This window comes from Salipiger thiooxidans, assembly GCF_900102075.1.
Lineage (GTDB): Bacteria > Pseudomonadota > Alphaproteobacteria > Rhodobacterales > Rhodobacteraceae > Salipiger > Salipiger thiooxidans.
This window is the reverse complement of record NZ_FNAV01000004.1, coordinates 94,879-115,393: the sequence shown is the minus strand read 5'-3', so window position 1 is coordinate 115,393 and position 20,515 is coordinate 94,879. Positions and strand designations below refer to the sequence as shown.

The 20,515-nt window shown below is 72.0% G+C and carries 19 protein-coding genes and 1 riboswitch; of the genes, 14 read left to right on the top strand and 5 right to left on the bottom strand.

All coding sequences use genetic code 11. The features are described 5' to 3' along the window. The first annotated feature begins 100 nt into the window (after positions 1-100). Complete coding sequence (locus BLQ77_RS06905; RefSeq protein ID WP_008885644.1) at positions 101-1,867, top strand: PQQ-dependent methanol/ethanol family dehydrogenase; 1,767 nt, start codon at positions 101-103, stop codon at positions 1,865-1,867. 554 nt (positions 1,868-2,421) lie between these two features. On the opposite strand, the gene cobO is transcribed toward BLQ77_RS06905, so the two are convergent. Continuing rightward, positions 2,422-3,045 carry a cob(I)yrinic acid a,c-diamide adenosyltransferase gene (gene cobO, locus BLQ77_RS06900; RefSeq protein WP_089957146.1) on the bottom strand — a complete coding sequence of 208 codons (624 nt, stop codon included), beginning with the start codon at positions 3,043-3,045 and terminating at the stop codon, positions 2,422-2,424. A gap of 37 nt (positions 3,046-3,082) precedes the next feature. Beyond that, positions 3,083-3,279, top strand: a riboswitch (cobalamin riboswitch). Between the two features lie 97 nt (positions 3,280-3,376). Here cobO and BLQ77_RS06895 point away from each other — a divergent pair. The 7 genes from BLQ77_RS06895 to cobJ are packed head-to-tail and all read left to right on the top strand — an operon-like array spanning position 3,377 to position 11,378. Then, positions 3,377-3,772: a DUF1636 family protein gene (locus tag BLQ77_RS06895; RefSeq protein ID WP_089957143.1), complete on the top strand. Its 396-nt coding sequence runs from the start codon at positions 3,377-3,379 to the stop codon at positions 3,770-3,772. After that, positions 3,769-4,827, top strand: a complete 1,059-nt coding sequence (gene cobW, locus BLQ77_RS06890) for a cobalamin biosynthesis protein CobW (RefSeq protein WP_089957140.1) — start codon at positions 3,769-3,771, stop codon at positions 4,825-4,827. The genes BLQ77_RS06895 and cobW overlap by 4 nt, the downstream gene beginning before the upstream one ends. A 9-nt stretch (positions 4,828-4,836) precedes the next feature. Next, positions 4,837-8,136, top strand: coding sequence for a cobaltochelatase subunit CobN (cobN, locus tag BLQ77_RS06885; protein ID WP_089957134.1), 3,300 nt, complete (start codon positions 4,837-4,839; stop codon positions 8,134-8,136). After that, complete coding sequence (locus tag BLQ77_RS06880) at positions 8,133-9,269, top strand: ferredoxin-like domain-containing protein (RefSeq protein WP_089957131.1); 1,137 nt, start codon at positions 8,133-8,135, stop codon at positions 9,267-9,269. The genes cobN and BLQ77_RS06880 overlap by 4 nt, the downstream gene beginning before the upstream one ends. Further along, positions 9,266-9,895 (top strand): precorrin-8X methylmutase, encoded by a 630-nt coding sequence (locus BLQ77_RS06875; RefSeq protein ID WP_089957128.1) that lies wholly within the window; start codon positions 9,266-9,268, stop codon positions 9,893-9,895. The genes BLQ77_RS06880 and BLQ77_RS06875 overlap by 4 nt, the downstream gene beginning before the upstream one ends. Continuing rightward, positions 9,892-10,632: a precorrin-2 C(20)-methyltransferase gene (locus BLQ77_RS06870; protein ID WP_089957124.1), complete on the top strand. Its 741-nt coding sequence runs from the start codon at positions 9,892-9,894 to the stop codon at positions 10,630-10,632. The genes BLQ77_RS06875 and BLQ77_RS06870 overlap by 4 nt, the downstream gene beginning before the upstream one ends. Beyond that, positions 10,629-11,378, top strand: a complete 750-nt coding sequence (cobJ, locus tag BLQ77_RS06865) for a precorrin-3B C(17)-methyltransferase (RefSeq protein WP_089957121.1) — start codon at positions 10,629-10,631, stop codon at positions 11,376-11,378. Before BLQ77_RS06870 ends, cobJ begins: the two co-directional genes overlap by 4 nt. Here the strand turns inward: cobJ and BLQ77_RS06860 are convergent. Beyond that, the gene (locus tag BLQ77_RS06860; protein WP_089957118.1) at positions 11,354-12,106 is read right to left on the bottom strand and encodes a cobalt-precorrin-6A reductase; all 753 of its coding nucleotides are present in this window, start codon (positions 12,104-12,106) and stop codon (positions 11,354-11,356) included. The two genes, cobJ and BLQ77_RS06860, sit on opposite strands and share 25 nt — an antisense overlap. Here BLQ77_RS06860 and cbiE point away from each other — a divergent pair. From cbiE to cobF, 6 genes are read left to right on the top strand one after another with little or no spacing between them, the layout of a single operon-like run. Then, positions 12,105-13,301, top strand: coding sequence for a precorrin-6y C5,15-methyltransferase (decarboxylating) subunit CbiE (cbiE, locus tag BLQ77_RS06855; RefSeq protein WP_089957114.1), 1,197 nt, complete (start codon positions 12,105-12,107; stop codon positions 13,299-13,301). The genes BLQ77_RS06860 and cbiE overlap by 2 nt on opposite strands. Continuing rightward, on the top strand, positions 13,298-13,696 hold the full coding sequence (locus BLQ77_RS06850) for a cobalamin biosynthesis protein (protein WP_089957110.1): 399 nt from the start codon (positions 13,298-13,300) through the stop codon (positions 13,694-13,696). Before cbiE ends, BLQ77_RS06850 begins: the two co-directional genes overlap by 4 nt. Then, complete coding sequence (gene cobM / locus BLQ77_RS06845; protein ID WP_089957103.1) at positions 13,693-14,499, top strand: precorrin-4 C(11)-methyltransferase; 807 nt, start codon at positions 13,693-13,695, stop codon at positions 14,497-14,499. Before BLQ77_RS06850 ends, cobM begins: the two co-directional genes overlap by 4 nt. Beyond that, a complete protein-coding gene (locus tag BLQ77_RS06840) occupies positions 14,492-15,823 on the top strand; it encodes a cobyrinic acid a,c-diamide synthase CobB (protein ID WP_089957100.1) in 1,332 nt (443 codons plus the stop codon). Before cobM ends, BLQ77_RS06840 begins: the two co-directional genes overlap by 8 nt. After that, positions 15,820-16,539, top strand: a complete 720-nt coding sequence (gene cobA, locus BLQ77_RS06835) for a uroporphyrinogen-III C-methyltransferase (RefSeq protein ID WP_089957096.1) — start codon at positions 15,820-15,822, stop codon at positions 16,537-16,539. The genes BLQ77_RS06840 and cobA overlap by 4 nt, the downstream gene beginning before the upstream one ends. 13 nt (positions 16,540-16,552) lie before the next feature. Beyond that, a complete protein-coding gene (cobF, locus tag BLQ77_RS06830) occupies positions 16,553-17,290 on the top strand; it encodes a precorrin-6A synthase (deacetylating) (protein ID WP_089957093.1) in 738 nt (245 codons plus the stop codon). A 307-nt stretch (positions 17,291-17,597) separates the two neighbouring features. Here cobF and BLQ77_RS06825 read toward each other — a convergent pair whose 3' ends face one another. Genes BLQ77_RS06825 through phnE (BLQ77_RS06815) form a run of 3 tightly spaced genes read right to left on the bottom strand, consistent with a single transcriptional unit; the run spans position 17,598 to position 20,373 of the window. Continuing rightward, positions 17,598-18,209 (bottom strand): LbetaH domain-containing protein, encoded by a 612-nt coding sequence (locus BLQ77_RS06825; RefSeq protein ID WP_089957090.1) that lies wholly within the window; start codon positions 18,207-18,209, stop codon positions 17,598-17,600. Next, positions 18,209-19,513 carry a phosphonate ABC transporter, permease protein PhnE gene (gene phnE / locus BLQ77_RS06820; RefSeq protein WP_089957087.1) on the bottom strand — a complete coding sequence of 435 codons (1,305 nt, stop codon included), beginning with the start codon at positions 19,511-19,513 and terminating at the stop codon, positions 18,209-18,211. Before phnE (BLQ77_RS06820) ends, BLQ77_RS06825 begins: the two co-directional genes overlap by 1 nt. Beyond that, positions 19,513-20,373 (bottom strand): phosphonate ABC transporter, permease protein PhnE, encoded by an 861-nt coding sequence (gene phnE, locus BLQ77_RS06815; protein WP_089957083.1) that lies wholly within the window; start codon positions 20,371-20,373, stop codon positions 19,513-19,515. Before phnE (BLQ77_RS06815) ends, phnE (BLQ77_RS06820) begins: the two co-directional genes overlap by 1 nt. Positions 20,374-20,515: the final 142 nt, after the last annotated feature.

Below are 20,515 nucleotides of genomic sequence, written 5' to 3'. Positions count from 1 at the left end.
TCATCTCCGGCCCCGAGCCGGAGATGCTTTGCACCGGAGGAGCGACCGGCCCCCGCACGGCCGCAGCAGAATCGCCACAACCGTTCCTAGGGAGGACAACATGAACCGTTTCATCCTGGCCGTCACCGCCAGCCTGCTCGCCACCGGCGTCGCACAGGCGCAGGTCACCGAAGAGGATCTGGCCAACGACCAGACCATCACCAATCAGGTGGTCACCAACGGCATGGGCCGGCATCTCCAGCGCTACAGCCCGCTGGACATTCTCAACAAGGACAACGTCAAGAACCTGATGCCGGCCTGGGCCTTTTCCCTGGGCGGCGAGAAGCAGCGCGGCCAGGAGACCCAGCCCATCGTCTATGACGGCGTGATGTACGTCACCGGCTCCTACTCGCGGCTCTACGCCATCGACCTCGCCAGCGGCGAGGAGCTCTGGCAGTACGACGCCCGACTGCCCGAGGGCATCCTGCCCTGCTGCGACGTGATCAACCGCGGCGCCGCGATCTACGGCGACAAGATCGTCTTCGGCACACTCGACGCCCGTCTCGTGGCCCTCGACCGCAAGACCGGCGACGTGGTCTGGCGCGACAAGATCGCCGACTACAAGGCGGGCTATTCCTACACCGCAGCCCCGCTCATCGTGAACGGGCTGGTGATCACCGGCAACTCGGGCGGCGAGTTCGGCATCGTCGGCGAGGTGCAGGCCCGTGACGTCGAGACCGGCGAGATGGTCTGGACCCGCCCGGTGATCGAAGGCCACATGGGCACGCTCAACGGCGAAGAGAGCACCATGACCGGCACGCTCAACGCCACCTGGCCGGGCGACCTGTGGAAGACCGGCGGCGGCGCCACCTGGCTTGGCGGCTCCTATGACGCCGAGACCGACACGCTGGTCTTCGGCACCGGCAACCCGGCGCCCTGGAACAGCCACCTGCGCGGCGCGGGCACGCCCGTCGAGGGCAACACCGGCGACAACCTCTACGCCGCCTCCCGCCTCGGCATCGACCCGGCCACCGGCGAGATCAAGTGGCACTTCCAGACCACCCCGCGCGAGGGCTGGGACTACGACGGCGTGAACGAGGTCGTGGCCTACGAGGATGCCGAGGGCAACAAGCGCTTCGCCACCGCCGACCGCAACGGCTTCTTCTACGTGCTGAACCGCGAGGACGGCGGCTTCGTCTCGGCCCATCCCTTCGTCAAGGACATCACCTGGGCCAGCGGCATCGACGAGACCGGCCGTCCGATCTACGTCGAGGAAAACCGCCCCGGCGATCCCACCGCGGCGGCGGATGGCGGCAAGGGCGAGGTGGTGTTCTCGGCCCCGGGCTTCCTCGGCGGCAAGAACTGGATGCCGATGGCCTACTCGCAGCACACCGGCCTGTTCTACGTGCCCTCGAACGAGTGGGGCATGGACATCTGGAACGAGCCCGTGACCTACAAGAAGGGCGCCGCCTACCTCGGCTCGGGCTTCACCATCAAGCCCATGTACGAGGACCACATCGGCTCGCTCAAGGCCATCGACCCGGCCACCGGCGAATGGAAGTGGGAGTTCAAGAACGAGGCTCCGCTCTGGGGCGGCGTGATGACCACCGCCGGCGGGCTGGTGTTCACCGGCACCCCCGAGGGCAAGTTCCTGGCGCTCGACGACGAGACCGGCGAGGTGCTCTGGAGCTTCCAGACCGGCTCGGGCATCGTCGGCCAGCCGATCACCTGGGACATGGATGGCGAGCAGTACGTCTCGGTCGTCTCGGGATGGGGCGGTGCGGTTCCGCTCTGGGGCGGCGAGGTCGCCAAGAAGGTGAACTACCTCAACCAGGGCGGGACGGTCTGGACCTTCAAGCTTCCCAAGCAGCTGGCATCCGCCAACTGAGCGCTCCCCTCCCGGAGCAAGACCGGATGCGCCGCCCCTCGGGGTGGCGCATTTTTCTTTTGGTCTGTGGGTCGGCGGGGGGGCTGGTGCGGAAGCGTTGGCTTCGGTGGCGGGGCCATGGTCTGACACGGACGGGTCGACCAGGGACGCGGACTGGTGGTCCCGGCCCGGAGGTGGCCGGACGGCCGGCGCCGCTCACCCGGTCCATGCGTTTGGCGTGGCGGCCGGGAAATGCTCTGCCCACCGCTTCCGGCGCGAAACGACGTCAAATCCTGGCGCCTCTCGACCAGCTCACGAAATCCGGTCGCGGGGCGGCGGCGGCGGCGAGAATCACCGTCGGGAAGCGTTTTGCGGCGGCCGGTCTGAGCTTTGAGCTTGGCCGGTCACCCACACACCTTTTCAGGCCCCAGAGTTCGCCGATTTGGCCCCCCCCCGAGACGGGCGAAACCTGTCAGGGCCGCGAGATCGTTTCCGACTGGGGCACTCTGCCCCCTCCTGTGCAGGGTCAGGCCTGTCCGGCGGCCCGTCAGACCTCGGCCCCCACAATCCGAAACTCAGAATTCCACGCCCTTCTGCGCCTTGATGCCGTCGCGGAACGGGTGCTTGACCAGCGTCATCTCGGTCACCAGGTCCGACGCCTCGATCAGCTCGGGCCTGGCGTTGCGGCCGGTGAGGCAGACGTGGGTCATCTCGGGCTTTTGGGTCAGCAGGAACTCCACCACCTCGTCGATGTCGAGGTAGTCGTAGCGCAGCGCGATGTTGATCTCGTCGAGCAGCACGAAGCGGATCTCCGGGTCGAGGATCTGCGCCTTGGCGATCTCCCAGCCGCGTTGGGCCGCGGCGATGTCGCGCTCGCGGTCCTGCGTCTCCCAGGTGAAGCCCTCGCCCGAGATGAAGAACCGGCACTCCGCGGCGAAGCGGGTGCGGATCATCTCGGCCTCGCCGGTGACCCATGTGCCCTTGATGAACTGCACCACGGCGCAGGGCATGCCATGGGCGATGCAGCGCAGGATCATGCCGAAGCCCGACGAGGACTTGCCCTTGCCGGGGCCGGTATGGACCATGATCAAGCCCTTCTCCTCGGTCTTGCCCTCCATCAGCCGGTCGCGCGCCGCCTTGATCTTCTTCATCTTTTCCGCGTGGCGGGTGTTGACGTCCTCGACGGTTCCATCGGTCATGGCGGATACGGCTCCTTGACACTTGCCTCGTTTCGCGGCCATCTGGCGCGCAGCTGGTGCCTGTGTAAACAGGTGAAAAGGGAATGTGCAGCCGCAAGGTCAGCACAGCCGCCCCCGCGACCGTGACCGGAGAGGTCCCCGAAGCCACTGGCGCAATGCCGGGAAGGACGGGAGACCGAGGGCCGCAAGGCCCGAATCCGCAAGCCGGGAGACCTGCCAGCGACCGAAGACATGGACCGGACGGGGTGAGCCGGTGTCGGAGCAGGACCGTTGCACCGATGCGAGGTCCCGTTGCGCGCTCGTTCCCCCGCCCCTTGCGTTGGAGACCCGGATGAGCGCGACCGTCGAGCTTCTGATTTGCGTGAAGTGCCGCAAGGGCACCGAGCCGCCCGCCGACGAACGCCGGCCCGGGCAGCGGCTCTTCGACGAGATCGCCGCGTGCGAGATCCCCGAGGGCGTCACCGTGAGCGCGGTGGAATGCCTGCAGAACTGCGATGCGGGCTGCACCGTCGCCATGCGCGGCGACGGGCGCTGGACCTATGTCTACGGCGGCATCGACGAGGACAGCCAGGCCGGCATGCTGCTCGGGGGCACGGCGCTCTACCGCGCGGCCCCCGACGGGCTGATCCCGTGGCGCAGCCGTCCCGAGCATTTCAAGCGCAACTGCGTGGCGCGGATCCCGCCGCCCACGCCCTCCCCTTCCCAGCACAAAGGTGGCTCAGAATGACCGACCTCTCGAAACTCCCCGTCACGGTGATCACCGGCTTCCTTGGCTCGGGCAAGACCACGCTGATCAGCCAGCTGATGCAGAACCCCGGCGGCAAGCGCCTTGCGGTGATGGTCAACGAGTTCGGCGACGTCGGCGTTGACGGCGAGATCCTCAAGAGCTGCGCCATCCCCGACTGCCCGGCCGAGAACATCGTCGAACTCGCCAACGGCTGCATCTGCTGCACCGTGGCCGACGACTTCATCCCCACCATCGAGGCGCTGATGGCGCTCGAGCCGCGCCCGGACCACATCCTGATCGAGACCTCGGGGCTGGCGCTGCCGAAACCGCTGCTCAAGGCCTTCGACTGGCCCGACATCCGTTCGCGCATCACCGTCGACGGCGTCATCGCGCTGGCCGATGCCGAGGCGGTGGCCGCGGGCCGCTTCGCCCCCGACGTGGCCCGGGTCGATGCCCAGCGTCTGGCCGACGACAGTCTCGACCACGAGACGCCGCTCTCGGAGGTGTTCGAAGACCAGATCGCCTGCGCCGACATCGTGCTGCTGACGAAGCCCGACCTCGCCGGCCCCGAGGGCGTGGCCAAAGCGAGGGCGGTGATCGCCGCCGAAGCGCCGCGGCCGCTGCCGGTGATCGAGGTCGCCGAGGGCGTGGTGGACGCGCGCGTGATCCTCGGGATCGAGGCGGCGGCGGAAGACGACATGGACGCCCGGCCGAGCCACCACGACGAGGCCCATGACCACGATCACGACGACTTCGAGAGCATCGTGGTCGAGATCCCCGAGCTCGACAGCCCCGCCACGCTGGTCGCCGCCATCGAGCGGCTGGCAAACGAGCAGAACATCCTGCGGGTCAAGGGCTATGCCTCGGTGCGCGGCAAGCCGATGCGGCTGCTGGTGCAGGCGGTGGGCGCGCGGGTGCGCCACCAGTTCGACCGCCCCTGGAAATCCGACGAGCCGCGCGCGGGCCGGCTGGTGGTGATCGCCGAGCACGACGACATCCGCCCCGAGGCGATCGCGGCGGTGCTCGGCGCCGTGCCCGCCCCCGCAGCGGAGTAACGCCCGCCAATGCACGTCGTCTTCCGCGAGAGCCACGGGCTCGAGGAAACCGCCACGCCCACCGACCTCGGGCAGGATCCGGCGGAGCTGGTGGTGCTGTCCTTCTCGGACAGCGATCTCGGCGCCTTCGCGGCCGGATGGCATCGCGGTGGCGGCGCGCAGGGGCTGCCGTCGCTGCGGCTCGCCAACCTCGCGGCGCTGCGCCACCCGCTCTCGGTCGACACCTACGTCGAGCAGACCCTCGGCGGCGCGCGCGGCATCCTGATCCGGCTGATCGGCGGCGTGCCCTACTGGGACTACGGGCTGCAGCAGGTGCGGGCGCTGGCCATGGCGCGGGGCATCGCGCTGGCGGTGCTGCCCGGCGACGGCCGCCCCGATGCGCGGCTCGACGCGCTCTCGACGCTGCCGGTCTCGACCCTGCGGCGGCTGGCGCATCTCTGCGACACCGGCGGTGCGGTGGCGGCACAGGCGGCGCTGGCGCAGCTGTCGCTGGCGGCGGGGCTCTACGCGGCCCCGGTGCCGGGCTCCAAGGCGCTTCCGCCGGTGGGGTTCTGGACGCCCGAGACCGGGGCGCTGGCACCCGACGCGGCGGCCCACTTGTGCAAGGAGATGACCGGCGAGCGGATCCTCGTGGTCTTCTACCGCTCCTATCTCGTGGCGGCGGACATGGCGCCGGTCGAGGCGCTCTTCGCCGCCTTCCGCGCCCGGGGCTTCGCGGTGCTGGGGCTCTTCGCGCCGTCGCTCAAGGCCCCCGAGGCGGCGCCGGAACTGGCCCGCGCCGTGGCCGGGATCGCGCCTTCGGCCATCGTCAACGCGACGGCCTTCTCAGGGCGCGGCGACGGCGGGGCCTCGCCGCTGGATGCGGGCGGCGTGCCGGTCTTCCAGGTGGCGCTCGCGACCTCGACGCACGCGGCATGGGAAGAGGCGGACCGGGGGCTCTCGCCCGCGGACCTTGCCATGCACGTGGTGCTGCCCGAGGTCGACGGCCGGATCCTCGGCGGCGTGGTCTCGTTCAAGGAGCCGGGCCTGCGCGACCCCGAGCTGCAATTCGCGCGCTATGTGCACGCGCCCGATCCGGACCGGGTCGCGGCGTTGGTGGCGCGGGTCGCTGGCTGGCTGCGGCTCGCACGCAGGCCCGTGTCCGAGCGGCGCCCGGCGCTGGTGCTCTCGACCTACCCCGGGCGCGAATGGAACCTCGCGCATGCGGTGGGGCTCGACGCGCTGGCCTCGGCGCGGGCGATCCTCGGCGATCTCGACGCCGCCGGCTATACGACCGCCCCCCTGCCCGAGGATCTGGCCGCAGCCTTGCTGGAGCGGCGCGAGGCCTGGCCCGTTGCCGAGTACCGCGCGGCCCTGTCGCGCCTGCCCGAACCGCTGCGCGAGGCGCTGCACGCAGCGTGGGGCGCGCCCGAGGATGATCCCGACGTCACCGACGGCGCCTTCCGCTTCGCGCTGCTGCGCGCTGGCCGCGCAGTGCTGGCGCTGCAGCCTGAACGCGGGTCGCAGGCGCTGCGCAGCGATGAATACCATGATCTTCAGCGGGTGCCGCGCCACGCCTATGTGGCCTTCTACCTCTGGCTTCGACAGGCAAGCGACGCGCTGGTCCACATCGGCGCCCACGGCACGCTCGAGTGGCTCCCCGGCAAGTCGGTGGCGCTGTCCGACGGCTGCTGGCCCGAGGCGCTGACCGGCGACCTGCCCGTCGTCTACCCGTTCATCGTCAACGACCCCGGCGAGGCGGCGCAGGCCAAGAGGCGCATCGGCGCGGTCACGCTCGGCCACCTGCCGCCGCCGCTCAAGGCCTCGGGCACGCCGCTGCGGCTCGCCCGGCTCGAGGCGCTGCTCGACGAGTTCTCCAACGCCGACGGGCTCGACCCGCGCCGCCGCGACCGGCTGCAGGACGACATCCGCGCCGAGGCACAGGCGCTGGGGGTCGAGGCCGATCTCGGGCTCGACGGCGCCGCCTGCCCCGCCGAGGCGATCACCCGCATCGACCGCTTCGTCTGCGACGTGAAGGACAGCCAGTTCGGCGAGGGGCTGCACGTCTGGGGCCGACCGGCACAGCCCGGCGCGCCCTTCGAGACCGCCGCCTCGGTCAATGCAGAGCGGCAGGCGCTGCTCGACGCGCTCGACGGGCGGCGCATCGACGCCGGGCCCTCGGGCTCGCCCTACCGTGGCCGCGGCGACGTGCTGCCGACCGGGCGCAACCTCTTCACCACCGACCCGCGCGCGGTGCCGACGCGCGCCGCTTACGCGCAGGGTGTCCGGCTCGCCGACGAGCTGATCCGGCGCCACCTGCAGGACGAGGGCGACTGGCCGCGCGGCCTGGTCGTCGACCTCTGGGGCTCGGCCACCATGCGCACCGCGGGCGAGGAATTCGCCATGGCGCTGCACCTGCTGGGGTGCCGGCCGGTCTGGGACGCGGGTTCCGAGCGGGTGAGCGGCGTCGAGGTGCTGCCCATCGCCGAGCTCGACCGGCCCCGGCTCGACGTGACGCTGCGGGTGTCGGGGCTGTTCCGCGACGTCTTCCCCACGCTCTCGACCCTTTTCGGGCAGGCGGTGCGGGCGCTGACGGCGCGCGACGAGGCGCCGGACTGGAACCCCTACGCGGGCCACGCCGCCACGGCGCGGGTCTACGGCCCGGCGCCGGGCAGCTTCGGGCTCGGCATGGGCGCGACGCTCACCGACTACGGCGACGGGGGCCGCCACGCCGCCGGCGAGGCCTGGCTTGCCGCCTCGTCCTGGGCGCTCGACGCGGGCGACGCCCGGCACGACGCCGAGGGGCTGCGCGAACGGGTGGCGGCGGCAGAGGCCTTCGTACACCTGCAGGACCTGCCCGAGACCGACCTGCTGCTGGCCGAGGATTACGCCGCCCACGAGGCCGGTTTCGCCGCCGCGCAGGCGATCACGGGGGGGCGCGCCGCGCTCTGGCATCTCGACGCAACCGATCCCGCCCGCCCCCGCGCCCGCCAGCTTCCCGAAGAGATCGCCCGCGTGGTCCACGCCCGCGCCGCCAACCCCGGGTGGATCGCGGGCATGCGCGCCCATGGCTTCCGCGGCGGTGCCGAGATCGCCGCCACGCTCGAGCACATGGCGGCCTTCGCCCATCTCGCCGGTGCCGTGGCGCCGCATCTCTTCGACCTCTACCACGAGGCCACGCTTGGCGACCCGGAGGTGACGCGCTTCCTGCAGGAGGCCAACCCGCAGGCGCTCGAGGCAATGCGCGCCCGCTTTCGCGCGCTCCTCGACGCCGGGCTCTGGGTGAGCCGCAGCAATTCCGTCCGCGCGGCGCTGGAGGGCGGGGCATGAGCGTGGCGCCCGAAGTCAAGGGCTGGTGCCCCGGCGCGCACCGCCCGATGATGTCAGGCGACGGGCTGGTGGTGCGGGTGCGGCCGCGGCTGGCGCGGCTGGAACCTGCGCAGGTCGCGGGGCTCTGCGCGCTGGCGCAAGCGCACGGCAACGGCTTTCTCGACCTCACCAACCGCGCCAACCTGCAGATCCGCGGCGTCGCCCCCGAGGCGCACGAGCCGGTGCTGCAGGCGCTGGCGGAGCTCGACCTGCTGGACGCGGATCCGCGGATCGAGGGCCGGCGCAACATCCTCGTGACGCCGTTCTGGCAGCGCGGCGACCGCACCGCGCGGCTGGCGCGGGCGCTGTTGGCGGCGCTTGCCGACCTGCCCGAGCTGCCCGCAAAGACCGGCTTTGCCGTCGACACCGGGCCGCAGCCGGTGCTGGTCGAGGATCCCGCCGATTTCCGCTTCGAGCGCGCCAAGGCCGGGCTCATCCTGCGTGCCGACGGCTGCGCCCTTGGCCGCCCGGTGACCGACCGCAGCGCCATTCCCGCGCTGCTCGAGATGGCGGAATGGTTCGATGCCCACCGCAGCCCCGAGCGCCGCCGCATGGCGCAGGTGCTCGCCGCCCACAGCCTTCCCGAGGCGTGGATGACCACCTCGCCGCGCCCCCGTGCGCCCCGGCCCGGCCCCGGCGCGACGCCGCAGGGCGCGCTTCTCGGCGCCGCCTTCGGCCAGATCGACGCCGGCGCGCTCGCCCGCGTCCTGCACGACAGCGGCGCCACGGCGCTGCGGGTCACGCCGTGGCGGCTGATCCTGCTCGAGGGCGCCGAGATGCCCGGGGGCAGCGGTTTCATCACCGCGCCCGGCGATCCGCTGCTGAGCTCCGACGCCTGCCCTGGCGCGCCCTTCTGCCCCGCGGCCTCGGTCGAGACCCGCAACCTTGCGCGCGCCCTTGCGCCGCGCGTCGGCGGCGGGCTGCACGTCTCGGGCTGCGCCAAGGGCTGCGCCCGCTCGCGGCCCGCGGCCATGGTTCTGACCGGGCGAGACGGGCGCTTCGACCTCATCGAGAACGGCCACGCCTGGGATGCGCCCCGCCGCACCGGGCTGAGCACACAAGACATCCTGGAGGAGCCTTCCGGCACACGATGACCTACAGCTACGAAACCGACGGGGCGGCGATCTACGACCGCTCCTTTGCCATCATCCGCGCCGAGGCCGCGCTCGGAGGCTTCGACCCAGACGAGGAACAGGTGGCGGTGCGCATGATCCACGCCGCCGGCATGGTGGGGCTCGAGCGCCACATCCGCTTCTCGCCGGGCTTCGTCGCCGCGGCGCGCAGTGCGCTCGAGGCCGGGGCCCCGATCCTGTGCGACGCGCGCATGGTGAGCGAGGGCATCACCCGCCCGCGCCTGCCCGCCGACAACGCGGTGCTCTGCACCCTGCACAACGCCTCGGTGCCGGAGCTGGCCAAGCAGATGTCGAACACCCGCTCGGCGGCGGCGCTCGAGCTCTGGCGCCCGCACCTGAAGGGCGCCGTCGTGGCCATCGGCAACGCGCCCACCGCGCTTTTCCACCTGCTCAACATGCTGCAGGACCCCGACTGCCCCCGCCCCGCCGCCATCATCGGCTGCCCGGTGGGCTTCGTCGGCGCCGCCGAGAGCAAGGACGCGCTCTGGGCCGACCAGCCGGTGCCATGCTGCATCGTCGAGGGCCGGCTCGGCGGCAGCGCCATCACCGTGGCCGCGGTCAACGCCATCGCGAGCCGCAAGGAATGAGCCCGGTGCTGCAGGCGGGCACGGTCTACGGGCTGGGGCTCGGGCCGGGCGATCCGGACCTGATGACGGTGCGCGCCGACCGGCTGCTGCGGCAGGCGCGCCACGTCGCATTCTTCCGCAAGGCCGGGCGCAAGGGACAGGCGCGGCGGATCGTCGAGGGCATGATCCCCGAGGGCGCCATCGAGCACCCGATGGAATACCCGGTGACCACCGAGATCCCGGTGACCGATCCCGCCTACAACCGCCTGCTGGCGGAGTTCTACGAGGATTGCACCGCGCAGCTGGTGGCGCTTGCCGCCGCGGGCGAGGACGTTGTGGTGCTCTGCGAGGGCGACCCGTTCTTCTACGGCTCCTTCATGCACCTGCACCTGCGCCTGCTCGACCAGGTGCCGGTCGAGGTGGTGCCCGCGATCACCGGCATGTCGGCGGCCTGGACCGCCACCGGCACGCCGATCACCTGGGGCGACGACGTGCTCACGGTGCTGATGGCGACGCTGCCCGAGGACGACCTCGCCGCCCGCATCGCGCAGACCGACGCGCTGGTGCTGATGAAGATCGGCCGCAACATCGGCAAGGTCCGGCGGGCGCTGCAACAGGCCGGCCGCTACGATCAGGCGTGGCTGGTGGAATACGCCGCCATGCCCGGCCAGACCGTGCAGCGGCTGGCCGAGGCCGAGGACCGGGTGACGCCCTATTTCTCGATCGTCGTGGTGCATGGCCACGGGCGCCGGCCATGACCGGGTCGCTGGTCATCGCGGGGCTCGGCCCCGGCGCCGAGGCGCTCGTCACTCCCGAGGTCAGCGAGGCGCTGGCCCGCGCCACCGACGTGGTGGGCTACATCCCCTACGTCGCCCGCGCGCCCGACCGGCCGGGGCTGGTGAAGCACGCCAGCGACAACCGGGTGGAGCTCGACCGCTCGCGCCACGCGCTCGAGCTGGCCGCCGAGGGCCGCGCAGTGGTGGTGGTCTCGTCGGGCGACCCCGGGGTCTTTGCCATGGCGGCCGCCGTCTTCGAGGCAGTCGAGGCCGGGCCCGCAGCGTGGCGCGCTCTCGACATCCGGGTGCTGCCCGGGATCACCGCGATGCTGGCGGCGGCGGCACGGGCGGGCGCCCCGCTCGGGCATGATTTCTGCGCCATCAACCTTAGCGACAACCTCAAGCCCTGGCCGCTGATCGAGCGCCGCCTGCGGCTCGCCGCCGAGGCGGATTTCGCCATGGCCTTCTACAACCCGCGCTCGCGGTCGCGGCCCGAGGGCTTCGCCCGCGCGCTCGAGGTGCTCAACGAGGCCTGCGGCGATGCGCGGCCGGTGATCTTCGCCCGCGCCGTCTCGACCCCCGAAGAAGCGATCCGCGTCGTGCCCCTCCCCGACTGCCGCCCCGAGATGGCGGACATGCGCACCATGGTGCTGGTGGGCTCCTCGGCCACCCGGATCATCGCCCGCGACGGCGCGCCCATCGTCTACACCCCGAGGTCGGCGCCGTGACCGAGCCAGCGCATCACCTCTTCCGGAGTATGGGCCTCGGGGCGCGGCGGCACCGCGGGCCGGTCGATCATGATGACCGGCAGGCCAAGCGCCCGCGCCGCCGCGATCTTGGCGAAGGCGCCGGTGCCGCCGGCGTTCTTCGAGACCACGATCCCGGTGCCATGCTCGCGCATCAGCGCCATGTCGCCCTCGAGCCCGAAGGGCCCACGGTCGATCACCGCGCGGTGGCGCGGCAACGGCGGCGGGGTGTCGGGCGCATCGACGAGGCGCAGCAGGTAATCGTGCTGCGGCCGGGCGGCGAAGGCCGCAAGGTGCATCCGCCCCACCGCAAGGAACACCCGCGCCGCGGGCCGGTCGAGCGCCGCCACCGCGCCCGCCATGTCGGGCACGCGAATCCAGCGGTCTTCGCCGGTTTCGCGCCATTCGGCCCGGGTGAGCGCGATCAGCGGCACACCGGTCTCGGCGCAAGCGGCGGCGGCGTTGGCGCTCATCTGCGCGGCAAAGGGATGGGTGGCGTCGACCACGTGGGTGACGCCCTCGGCGCTGAGGTGATCCACCAGCCCCGCGACGCCGCCGAAGCCGCCCACGCGCAGCGGCAGGGGCAACGGCGCGGGACGGGCCACGCGCCCGGCCAGCGAGACGGTGGCGCGAAGGCCGGTGGCGGCCAGCGCCCTGGCCAGCGACGCCGCCTCGGTGGTGCCGCCAAGCAGCAGGATGTTGGGCGTCATGGCTGAGGCTCCGTGGCTGACGATCATCGGTCTGGGCGAAGATGGACCGGACGGGCTCTGCGCCGCAAGCCGAAGCGCGCTTGCGGCGGCCGAGTTGGTCATGGGCCCGCCCCGGCACCTCGCGCTGATCGACCCCGGCGCCGCCGAGCTGGTGCCGTGGCCGGTGCCCTTCGCTGAAGGGATCGACGTGCTCATAGACTTTCGCGGCAAGCGCGTGGTGGTGCTGGCCTCGGGCGATCCGTTCTGGTTCGGCGCCGGCGCGGTGCTGGCGCGGTCGCTGCCGCGTGGCGACTGGCACGCCCTGCCCGGTCGCTCGAGCTTCTCGCTCGCCGCTGCCCGCATGGGCTGGCCGCTGGAGCGCACGGGCTGTTTCGGCCTGCACGCGGCGCCGCTGTCCCGGCTGCGCCCGGCGCTGGCCTCGGGGCAGCGGCTGGTGGTGCTGCTGCGCGACGGCGCGGCGGTGGCGGCGCTTGCGGGCTTCCTTGCCGAGGCGGGCTTCGGCGCGTCGCAGCTTACGGTGATGGAGGCCCTCGGCGGCCCCCGCGAGCGCCTCACGCCCTGCCGCGCCGACGCGCTGCCCGAGCGCGCCTTCGCGCACCCGGTCTGCGTGGCGCTCGAGGTGGCGGGCGACGGCGTGGCCCTGCCGCTGACGCCCGGGCGTCCCGACGACTGGTTCGAGACCGACGGCCAGATCACCCGCGCCCCGGTCCGGGCGCTGACCCTCGCGGCGCTGGCGCCGCGCCCGGGTGAGACACTCTGGGACATCGGCGGCGGCTCGGGCGCCGTCGGCATCGAGTGGCTGCTCTCGGACCCGAGCCTTGCCGCCACCGCCATCGAGTCCCGCGCCGACCGCGCCGCGCGCATCGCCCGCAACGCCGCCCGGCTGGGCGTCGACCGGCTGCGCGTGATCGAGGGCAAGGCCCCCGAGGCGCTCGACGGGCTGGCGCCGCCCGATGCGGTCTTCGTGGGCGGCGGGCTGACGCCCGGCCTGCTCGACCTGCTCGCGACCCTGCCCAATGGCACCCGGCTCGTGGCCAACGCGGTGACGCTCGAGACCGAGGCGCTGCTGACCGCGGCGCAGGCGCGGCTCGGCGGGTCGCTGCTGCGCATTGAGCTCTCCACCATCGCCCCGATCGGGCCGAAGCGCGGCTGGAAGGCAGGCTGGCCGATCACACAGTGGAGCCACCGGCTGTGATCGTCGCGGGCTTCGGATTCCGCGCCACCGCCACCGCGGACAGCCTGCGCGAGGCCTATGCGCAGGCGGGCGGTGGCGCGGCGCTGCTCGCCACCGCCGGAGACAAGGCCGCGACGCCCGCCTTCACCGCCCTTGCCGCAGAGCTCGGCCTGCCCGTGCGGGGCATCGCCCCCGACGCGCTCACCCGGCAGGCGACGCTCACGAACTCGGCGGCCTCGCACGCGGCGCGCGGCACCGGCTCGGTGGCCGAGGCCGCCGCGCTGGCCGCCGCCGGCCCCGGTGCGCGCCTGTTCGGTCCGCGCAGCCTGTCGCCCGACCGCATGGCAAGCTGCGCGCTTGCCACCCTTTCCAGCTTGACGCCCGGCACCCCGCCGGAAGAAGGACAAGACCCATGACCGTTCACTTCATCGGCGCCGGCCCCGGCGCTCCGGACCTGCTGACCCTGCGCGGGCGCGACATCATCGCCGCCTGCCCGGTCTGTCTCTATGCCGGCTCGCTGGTGCCCGAGGCGATCCTCGCGCATTGCCCGCCCGGCGCGCGCATCGTGAACACCGCGCCCCTGGACCTCGACGCCATCGTCGCCGAGATCCGCACCGCCCACGAGGCGGGTCACGACGTGGCGCGGCTGCATTCGGGCGATCTCTCGGTCTGGTCGGCCATCGGCGAGCAGATGCGCCGCCTGCGCGACCTCGGCATCCCGGTATCGGTCACCCCCGGCGTGCCCGCCTTTGCCGCCGCGGCCGCGGCGCTCGGGGCCGAGCTCACCCTGCCCGGCATCGCGCAGTCGGTGGTGCTGACCCGCACGCCCGGCCGCGCCTCGTCGATGCCCGAGGGCGAGACGCTGGCCAATTTCGCCGCCACCGGCGCCACGCTGGCGATCCACCTCTCGATCGGCAACCTCGCCCACGTCACCGCCGAGCTTGCGCCCCACTACGGCGCCGATTGCCCCGTCGCCGTGGTCTTCCGCGCAAGCTGGCCGGACGAGCGCATCATCCGCGGCACGCTTGCCGACATCGAAGGCCGCGTCGCCGGTGTCGAGCGCACCGCGCTGATCCTCGTCGGCCCCGCGCTTTCGGGCGAGGGCTTTGCCGAGAGCTGTCTCTACTCCGCCGGCTATGACCGCCGCTACCGCCCGCAAAGCGCGGAAAGCCCGTGGCGCGGCTGGACCCCCGAGGCGGAGGGTGGCGGCAATGGCTGAGGTGCCGGGCCTGCTGATCTCGGCCCCCTCGTCGGGGACCGGCAAGACCACGGTGATGCTGGGGCTGTTGCGGGCGCTGGCCGAGGACGGGCTCGCGGTGCAGCCCTTCAAGTCGGGCCCCGACTACATCGACCCGGCCTTTCACCGCGCCGCCAGCGGGCGCGCGTCGTTCAACCTCGACGGCTGGGCCATGGGGCCGTCGCTCTGGCAGGCCATTGCCGCGCAGGCAGAGGGCGCCGGGATCTGCGTCGCCGAGGGCTCCATGGGGCTCTTCGACGGGGTGGCCACGCGCGGGCAGCAGGGCTTCGGCTCGAGCGCCGAGACCGCGCAGGCCATGGGCTGGCCGGTGGTACTGGTGATCGACGTGAGCGGGCAGGCGCAGAGCGCCGCCGCCACCGCGCTTGGGTTCCGCGACTACCTGCCCGGCCTGCCCTTCGCCGGGGTGATCCTGAACCGTGTGGCCTCGCCCCGGCACGAGCGGCTGGCCCGGCTGGGCATGGAGCGCGCCGGCCTGCCGGTGCTGGGCGCCCTGCCCCGGCGCGGCGACCTGACCCTGCCCGAGCGCCACCTCGGGCTGATCCAGGCGGTCGAACACCCGGATCTCGAGACCGCCATCGCGGGCTATGCCGCCTTCCTGCGCGAACATGTCGACCTTGCTGCCCTGCGCGCCGCCGCCCTCCGCTCATCTGCCAGCGGCGCGGCCCCGCCCGCCCATGGCACGCTGCCGCGCCCGCCGGCGCAGCGGATCGCGCTGGCGCAGGACGCGGCGTTTTCCTTCACCTATCCGCATGTGCTCGAGGGCTGGCGCCGCGCCGGCGCCGAGATCCTGCCGTTTTCGCCGCTGGCGGACGAGGCACCGGACGCGGACGCCGGTCTGGTCTGGTTGCCGGGCGGATACCCGGAGCTGCACGCGGGCACACTGGCGGCGGCGGAGCGCTTCCGCGCCGGGCTGCACCGCCACGCCGAGACCCGGCCGGTGCATGGCGAGTGCGGCGGCTACATGGCGCTTGGCGAGGCGCTGATCGACAAGGATGGCACCCGCCACGCCATGGCCGGGCTGCTGGGACTGGTGACCTCCTACGAGACGCGCCGCTTCCACCTCGGCTATCGCCGCGCGGTGCTGGATGCCGCGCTGCCCGGCCACGCGCCCGGCACGGCGCTGCGCGGCCACGAGTTCCACTACTCGACCATCCTCGAACAGCCCGACGCGCCGCTCGCCAGGGTCGCCGATGCCGACGGCAACCCGGTGCCCGAGACCGGCTCGCACCGGGGTCACGTCAGCGGTACGTTCTTTCACCTCATCGCAGAGGAGGAGGCCGCATGACCGGCTTCGTCAGCTTCGTCGGCTCCGGCCCCGGCGACCCCGAGCTTCTGACCCTGAAGGCCGCCGACCGGCTGCGCAACGCCGACGCGATCCTGTTCGACGACCTGTCCTCGGGGCCGATCCTCGAGCTTGCCCGCGCCGAGGCCGACCTCGTGGGCGTCGGCAAGCGCGCTGGGCGGCCCTCGCCCAGGCAGGACCACGTGAGCCGGCTGCTGGTGGACTACGCCCGCAGCGGCCAGAAGGTGGTGCGGCTGAAGTCCGGCGACGGCGGCATCTTCGGCCGTCTCGAGGAAGAGCTCGTCGCGCTGAAGGCCGCCCGCATCCCCTACGAGATCGTGCCCGGCGTGCCCTCGGCCTGCGCGGCGGCGGCGGCGGCGGGGATCCCGCTCACCCGCAGGCTCACCGCGCGGCGGGTGCAGTTCGTCACCGGTCACGACGTCACCGGCGCCCTGCCCGAGGACGTCAACATGGCGGCGCTCGCCGATCCCGACGCCTCGACCGTGGTGTTCATGGGCAAGCGCACCTTTCCCGCCCTCGCCGAGCGGCTGATCGCCCACGGTTTGCCTCCCGAGACGCCCGCACTTCTGGCCGAGGCGGTCAGCACACCGGACCAGCGTATCACCCGGGACACGGTTGCCGGGCTCGCTTCAAAGTTGAAGAGCGAAACCCGGGACAGGGTTGCCCTGATCCTCTACGGTCCACTCGCCGAGACATGACGGGAGGTCGGACATGATCCGCGATCTGTGGCTGGTGGGTATCGGAACCGGCAGCCCCTCGCACCTGACGCTGGAGGGCGTGCAGGCGCTGCGCGAGGCGGCGGTGGTGCTGATGCCACATAAGGGCGACGAAAAGGACGCGCTTGCGGCGCTGCGGCGGCGCATCCTCGAGGCCTCGGGCAGTCTCGCGCGCGTGGCGCCCTTCGATTACCCCGAACGCGACCCCGCCCTGCCCTATGCCGAGCGGGTGGCGCTCTGGCACGACGAGATCGCGCGGCGCTGGAAGGCGGCGCATGACGCCGTGGGCGCGCCCGGGCCGGTGGCGCTGATGGTCTGGGGCGACCCGTCGCTCTACGACAGCACCCTGCGCATTGCCGCCCGCCTGCCCTCGAAGCCGCGGGTGCGGGTGGTGCCGGGGATCACCGCGATCCAGGCGCTGACCGCGGCCCATGCCATCCCGCTCAACACCATCAACGGCGAGGTCCGGATCACCACCGGGCGCCGCCTGCGCGACGGCGGCTGGCCCGAGGGCGCCGAGACGCTGGTGGTGATGCTGGACGGCGAGTGCAGCTTCCGCGGGCTCGACCCCGAGGGGCTGACGATCTGGTGGGGCGCCTATCTCGGCAGCGGCGACCAGATCCTGTGCATGGGCCCGCTCGCCGAGGTCTCGGACGAGATCGCCAGGATGCGCGCCGAGGCCCGCGAGCGGCACGGCTGGATCATGGACACCTACCTGCTGCGGCGGGGCTGAGCGGCCGGGCTCTGCCTTCGGCGGCGGCGGGCCGGGCGGGTGGTCCGGGATCGGGTGCGTTGGGGCTTGTTCAGTTCGGGGCGCGACGGCTGCCGGCCGTGGGCGGACCCCCTGCATCTGACCTGCTGGTGGTTCCGGCGAGACTCCGGCATCGTCACAAGGCGTTTCCCGGCGTCGAAGACCGGCCACGGACGCCCCGCGCTCGCCATGACCGGGCAGACGGCCGTCACATAGCGTCGGCACCGGCGCCGCCCCCCGAGAACCGTCACTCCGGCAACCACCTCTGCGAAGACGCCCGCCCGCGCCCCTATTCGTACGTCTCGAGAAACGCCTCGACCGACAGCGTGCGGAAGTCGTCAAGCCGCGCGCGCAGCGTGGCGTGGTCCCAGTCCCACCAGGCCAGCGCCATCAGGCGCTCGGCCACCTGCGCCGGGAAGCGTTGGCGCATCGGTGTGGCGGGCACGCCGGACACGATGGTGTAGGGCGCCACGTCCCTCGTGACCACCGCCCCTGCCCCGACCACGGCGCCATGGCCGATGGTGACCTCCGGCCGCACAATGGCACCGTGCCCTATCCAGGTGTCATGGCCCACATATGTCCGGCGCGCGCGGCGATGCGCGAAGAACGCGGCATCGGGCTCGGCGTCATCCCAGTAGTCGTTCGAGCGGTAGAGGAAATGGTGCAGCGAGGCCTGTTGCATCGGGTGATCGGTGGGCCCGATGCGGGTGTGGCTCGCGATGTTGGCGAACTTGCCGACGGTGGTGTTGGCGATATCCGCCTGAGTGTCGCAATAACTGTAGTCGCCGAGCTCGGAGAAGGCGAGGATCGAGCCCGCGCCGATCTCGACGTAGCGGCCGAAACTGCACTCGACGATCTTGCAATCGGGGTGGATGAAGGGCGTCTCGCCGAGCTTCGCCATCACGCCCCCCGGATCAGCTTGCGGCGCAGCCAGCCCGACAGGCTGTCCATCGCCATGACCATCAGCACGATCAGGATGATGTAGTAGCTCACCTCTTCCCAGTCCTTCTGCGTGATCATCGCCTGCGTCAGCAGAAGCCCGATGCCGCCCCCGGTGATCGCGCCGATGATGGTGGCGGATCGGGTGTTGGATTCAAGGTAATAGAAGAGCTGCGAGATCAGCACCGGCGTAATCTGCGGCAGGACGCCGAAACGGTAGCGCTGCAGCGGCTTGGCGCCGGTCGAGGAGACGCCCTCGATTTGCTTGCCGTCGACGTTTTCCAGCGCCTCCGAGAACAGCTTGCCGAAGGTGCCGGTGTCGGTCAGCAGGATCGCCAGCGCGCCGGTGAGCGGCCCCGGCCCGAAGGCGCGGCTGAGCACGATGGTCCAGATCAGCCCGTCGACCCCGCGCAGGAAGTCGAAGACCCGGCGCACGGCAAAGCGCACGGCCACCAGCGGCGCGAAGTTCCGGGCCGAGAGGAACGCCAGCGGCAAGGCCACGAACGCAGCGCCGAAGGTGCCGAGGAAGGCCATGAGCACGGTCTCGAACAGCGCCCATGCAACATCCGCGTGGCGCCACATGTCGTTGCCCCAGAAATCGTGCCATGCGCCCGAAAGGTTCGACCGGGTCGGGTCGATGCGGTCGCCGAACAGGATCTCGCCCGCGCCGTGGCCGTGGTAGGGGCTGCCGAGGGTGAAGAAGAACAGCTCCCAGCCGGGGAAGTAACGGAAGAGCTCGGTGCGGTTGCGGGTCACCGAGATGCGCGCGTGCGAGGTCTCGACCTGCACCCTCGTGCCCGAGGCCGAGACCCAGTCGGGAATCTCGCCCTCGAGGTTCGAGACCACCTCGCGACCCTCGACCCGGACCTCGACCGGCCCGTAGCCCGGCACGTCGTAGCGGAAGCCGCCCGCGGGCAGGAAGGTCACTGCATGGCCGTCGCCAAGCGCGACCACGGTGCCCTCGGGGTCCATCTCGACCCAGTCGGGCTCGGTGCCCGCGGCGTAGGTGCCCTTGCGCTCGCCCTCGATGGCGACGACCACCTCGCCGGTGCGGTTGTCCTGCGTGACATGGGTCTTGTAGCTCCAGACGTCGGCGAGCAGCGTGCGGGCGTTGTCCATGCGTGCCCGCTCGGCGAGGCCCGCGATGTCGAAGGCGAAGAATACGTAGGCGAGATAGGCCAGCACCACGGCGGGCAGGCCGAAGGCCAGCAGCCGCTTGCGCAGGAACAGCCGGTCGGCAGAGGCGTAGAGAACGGCGTCGGCCATCAGTGGGTTCCCTTCTTCGCGATCATGGCGTTGCGGACGTGGCTCGAGAGCTGGTCGAAGATCACGATGGAGCCGAACAGCAGCAGGAAGATCGCCGCCGCCTCGTCGAAGCGCCCCTGCCCCCAGGCCATGGCGTTCCTGAGCTCGTATCCGATGCCGCCTGCGCCCACGAAGCCGAGGATCGCCGAAGCGCGGATGTTGATCTCGAAGCGCAGCAGCGCGTAGCTGAAGTAGTTGGGCGAGACCTGCGGCACCACGCCCAGCCACATGCGCTGGAGCCAGGTGGCGCCGACCGACTGCAGTCCCTCGACGGGCTTGAGGTCGGCGTTCTCGTTGACCTCGGAGAAGAGCTTGCCGAGCGCACCCACGGTGTGGAAGGCGATGGCGATCATCGCGGGCACCGGCCCGCCGCCCAGCACGAAGATCAGCACCAGCGCGATAACGATCTCGGGCACCGCGCGCAGGATGTCCATGATCCGGCGGAACAGCGGGATGAGCCGCGGCCAGCGCGCCAGCCCCCGGGTCGAGAGCAGCGAGATCACCATGGCAAGAAGTGCACCGATCAGGGTCGAGACGGCGGCGATGTTCACGGTCTCGAGCAGCGCCGGGAAGTAGCGCACGACGTGGCCGGGCAGCCGGTCGAGCTTGGGCAGCGTGTCGTCGATCACGCTGGCCGGGAAATCGAGGATCTGCGGAAGGCCGCTCCAGAAGCCGCCGGCGTTGCGGTCGTCGGCGAGCATGAAGCCCGAGACCATGAGCGCCACGAAGACGGTCAGGACCAGCCCGCCGTAGAGGCGCTTGCGCGCCATCAGCGCCATGTAATGCGCGCGGGTGTCGAAACTGGCGTCGGTGTGGGTCATGGGCAAGTCATCCAGCAGGGCAGCACTCGGGGTCGGAGGCGCGGGTCCGGGCACGGCAGGCGCACCATGCGGCGGGCCCGAGGTGGCCCCGCTTGCGCGGCGATGGCGGACGCGGCAGCGGGCGGCGGGCCCGCATCTGCGA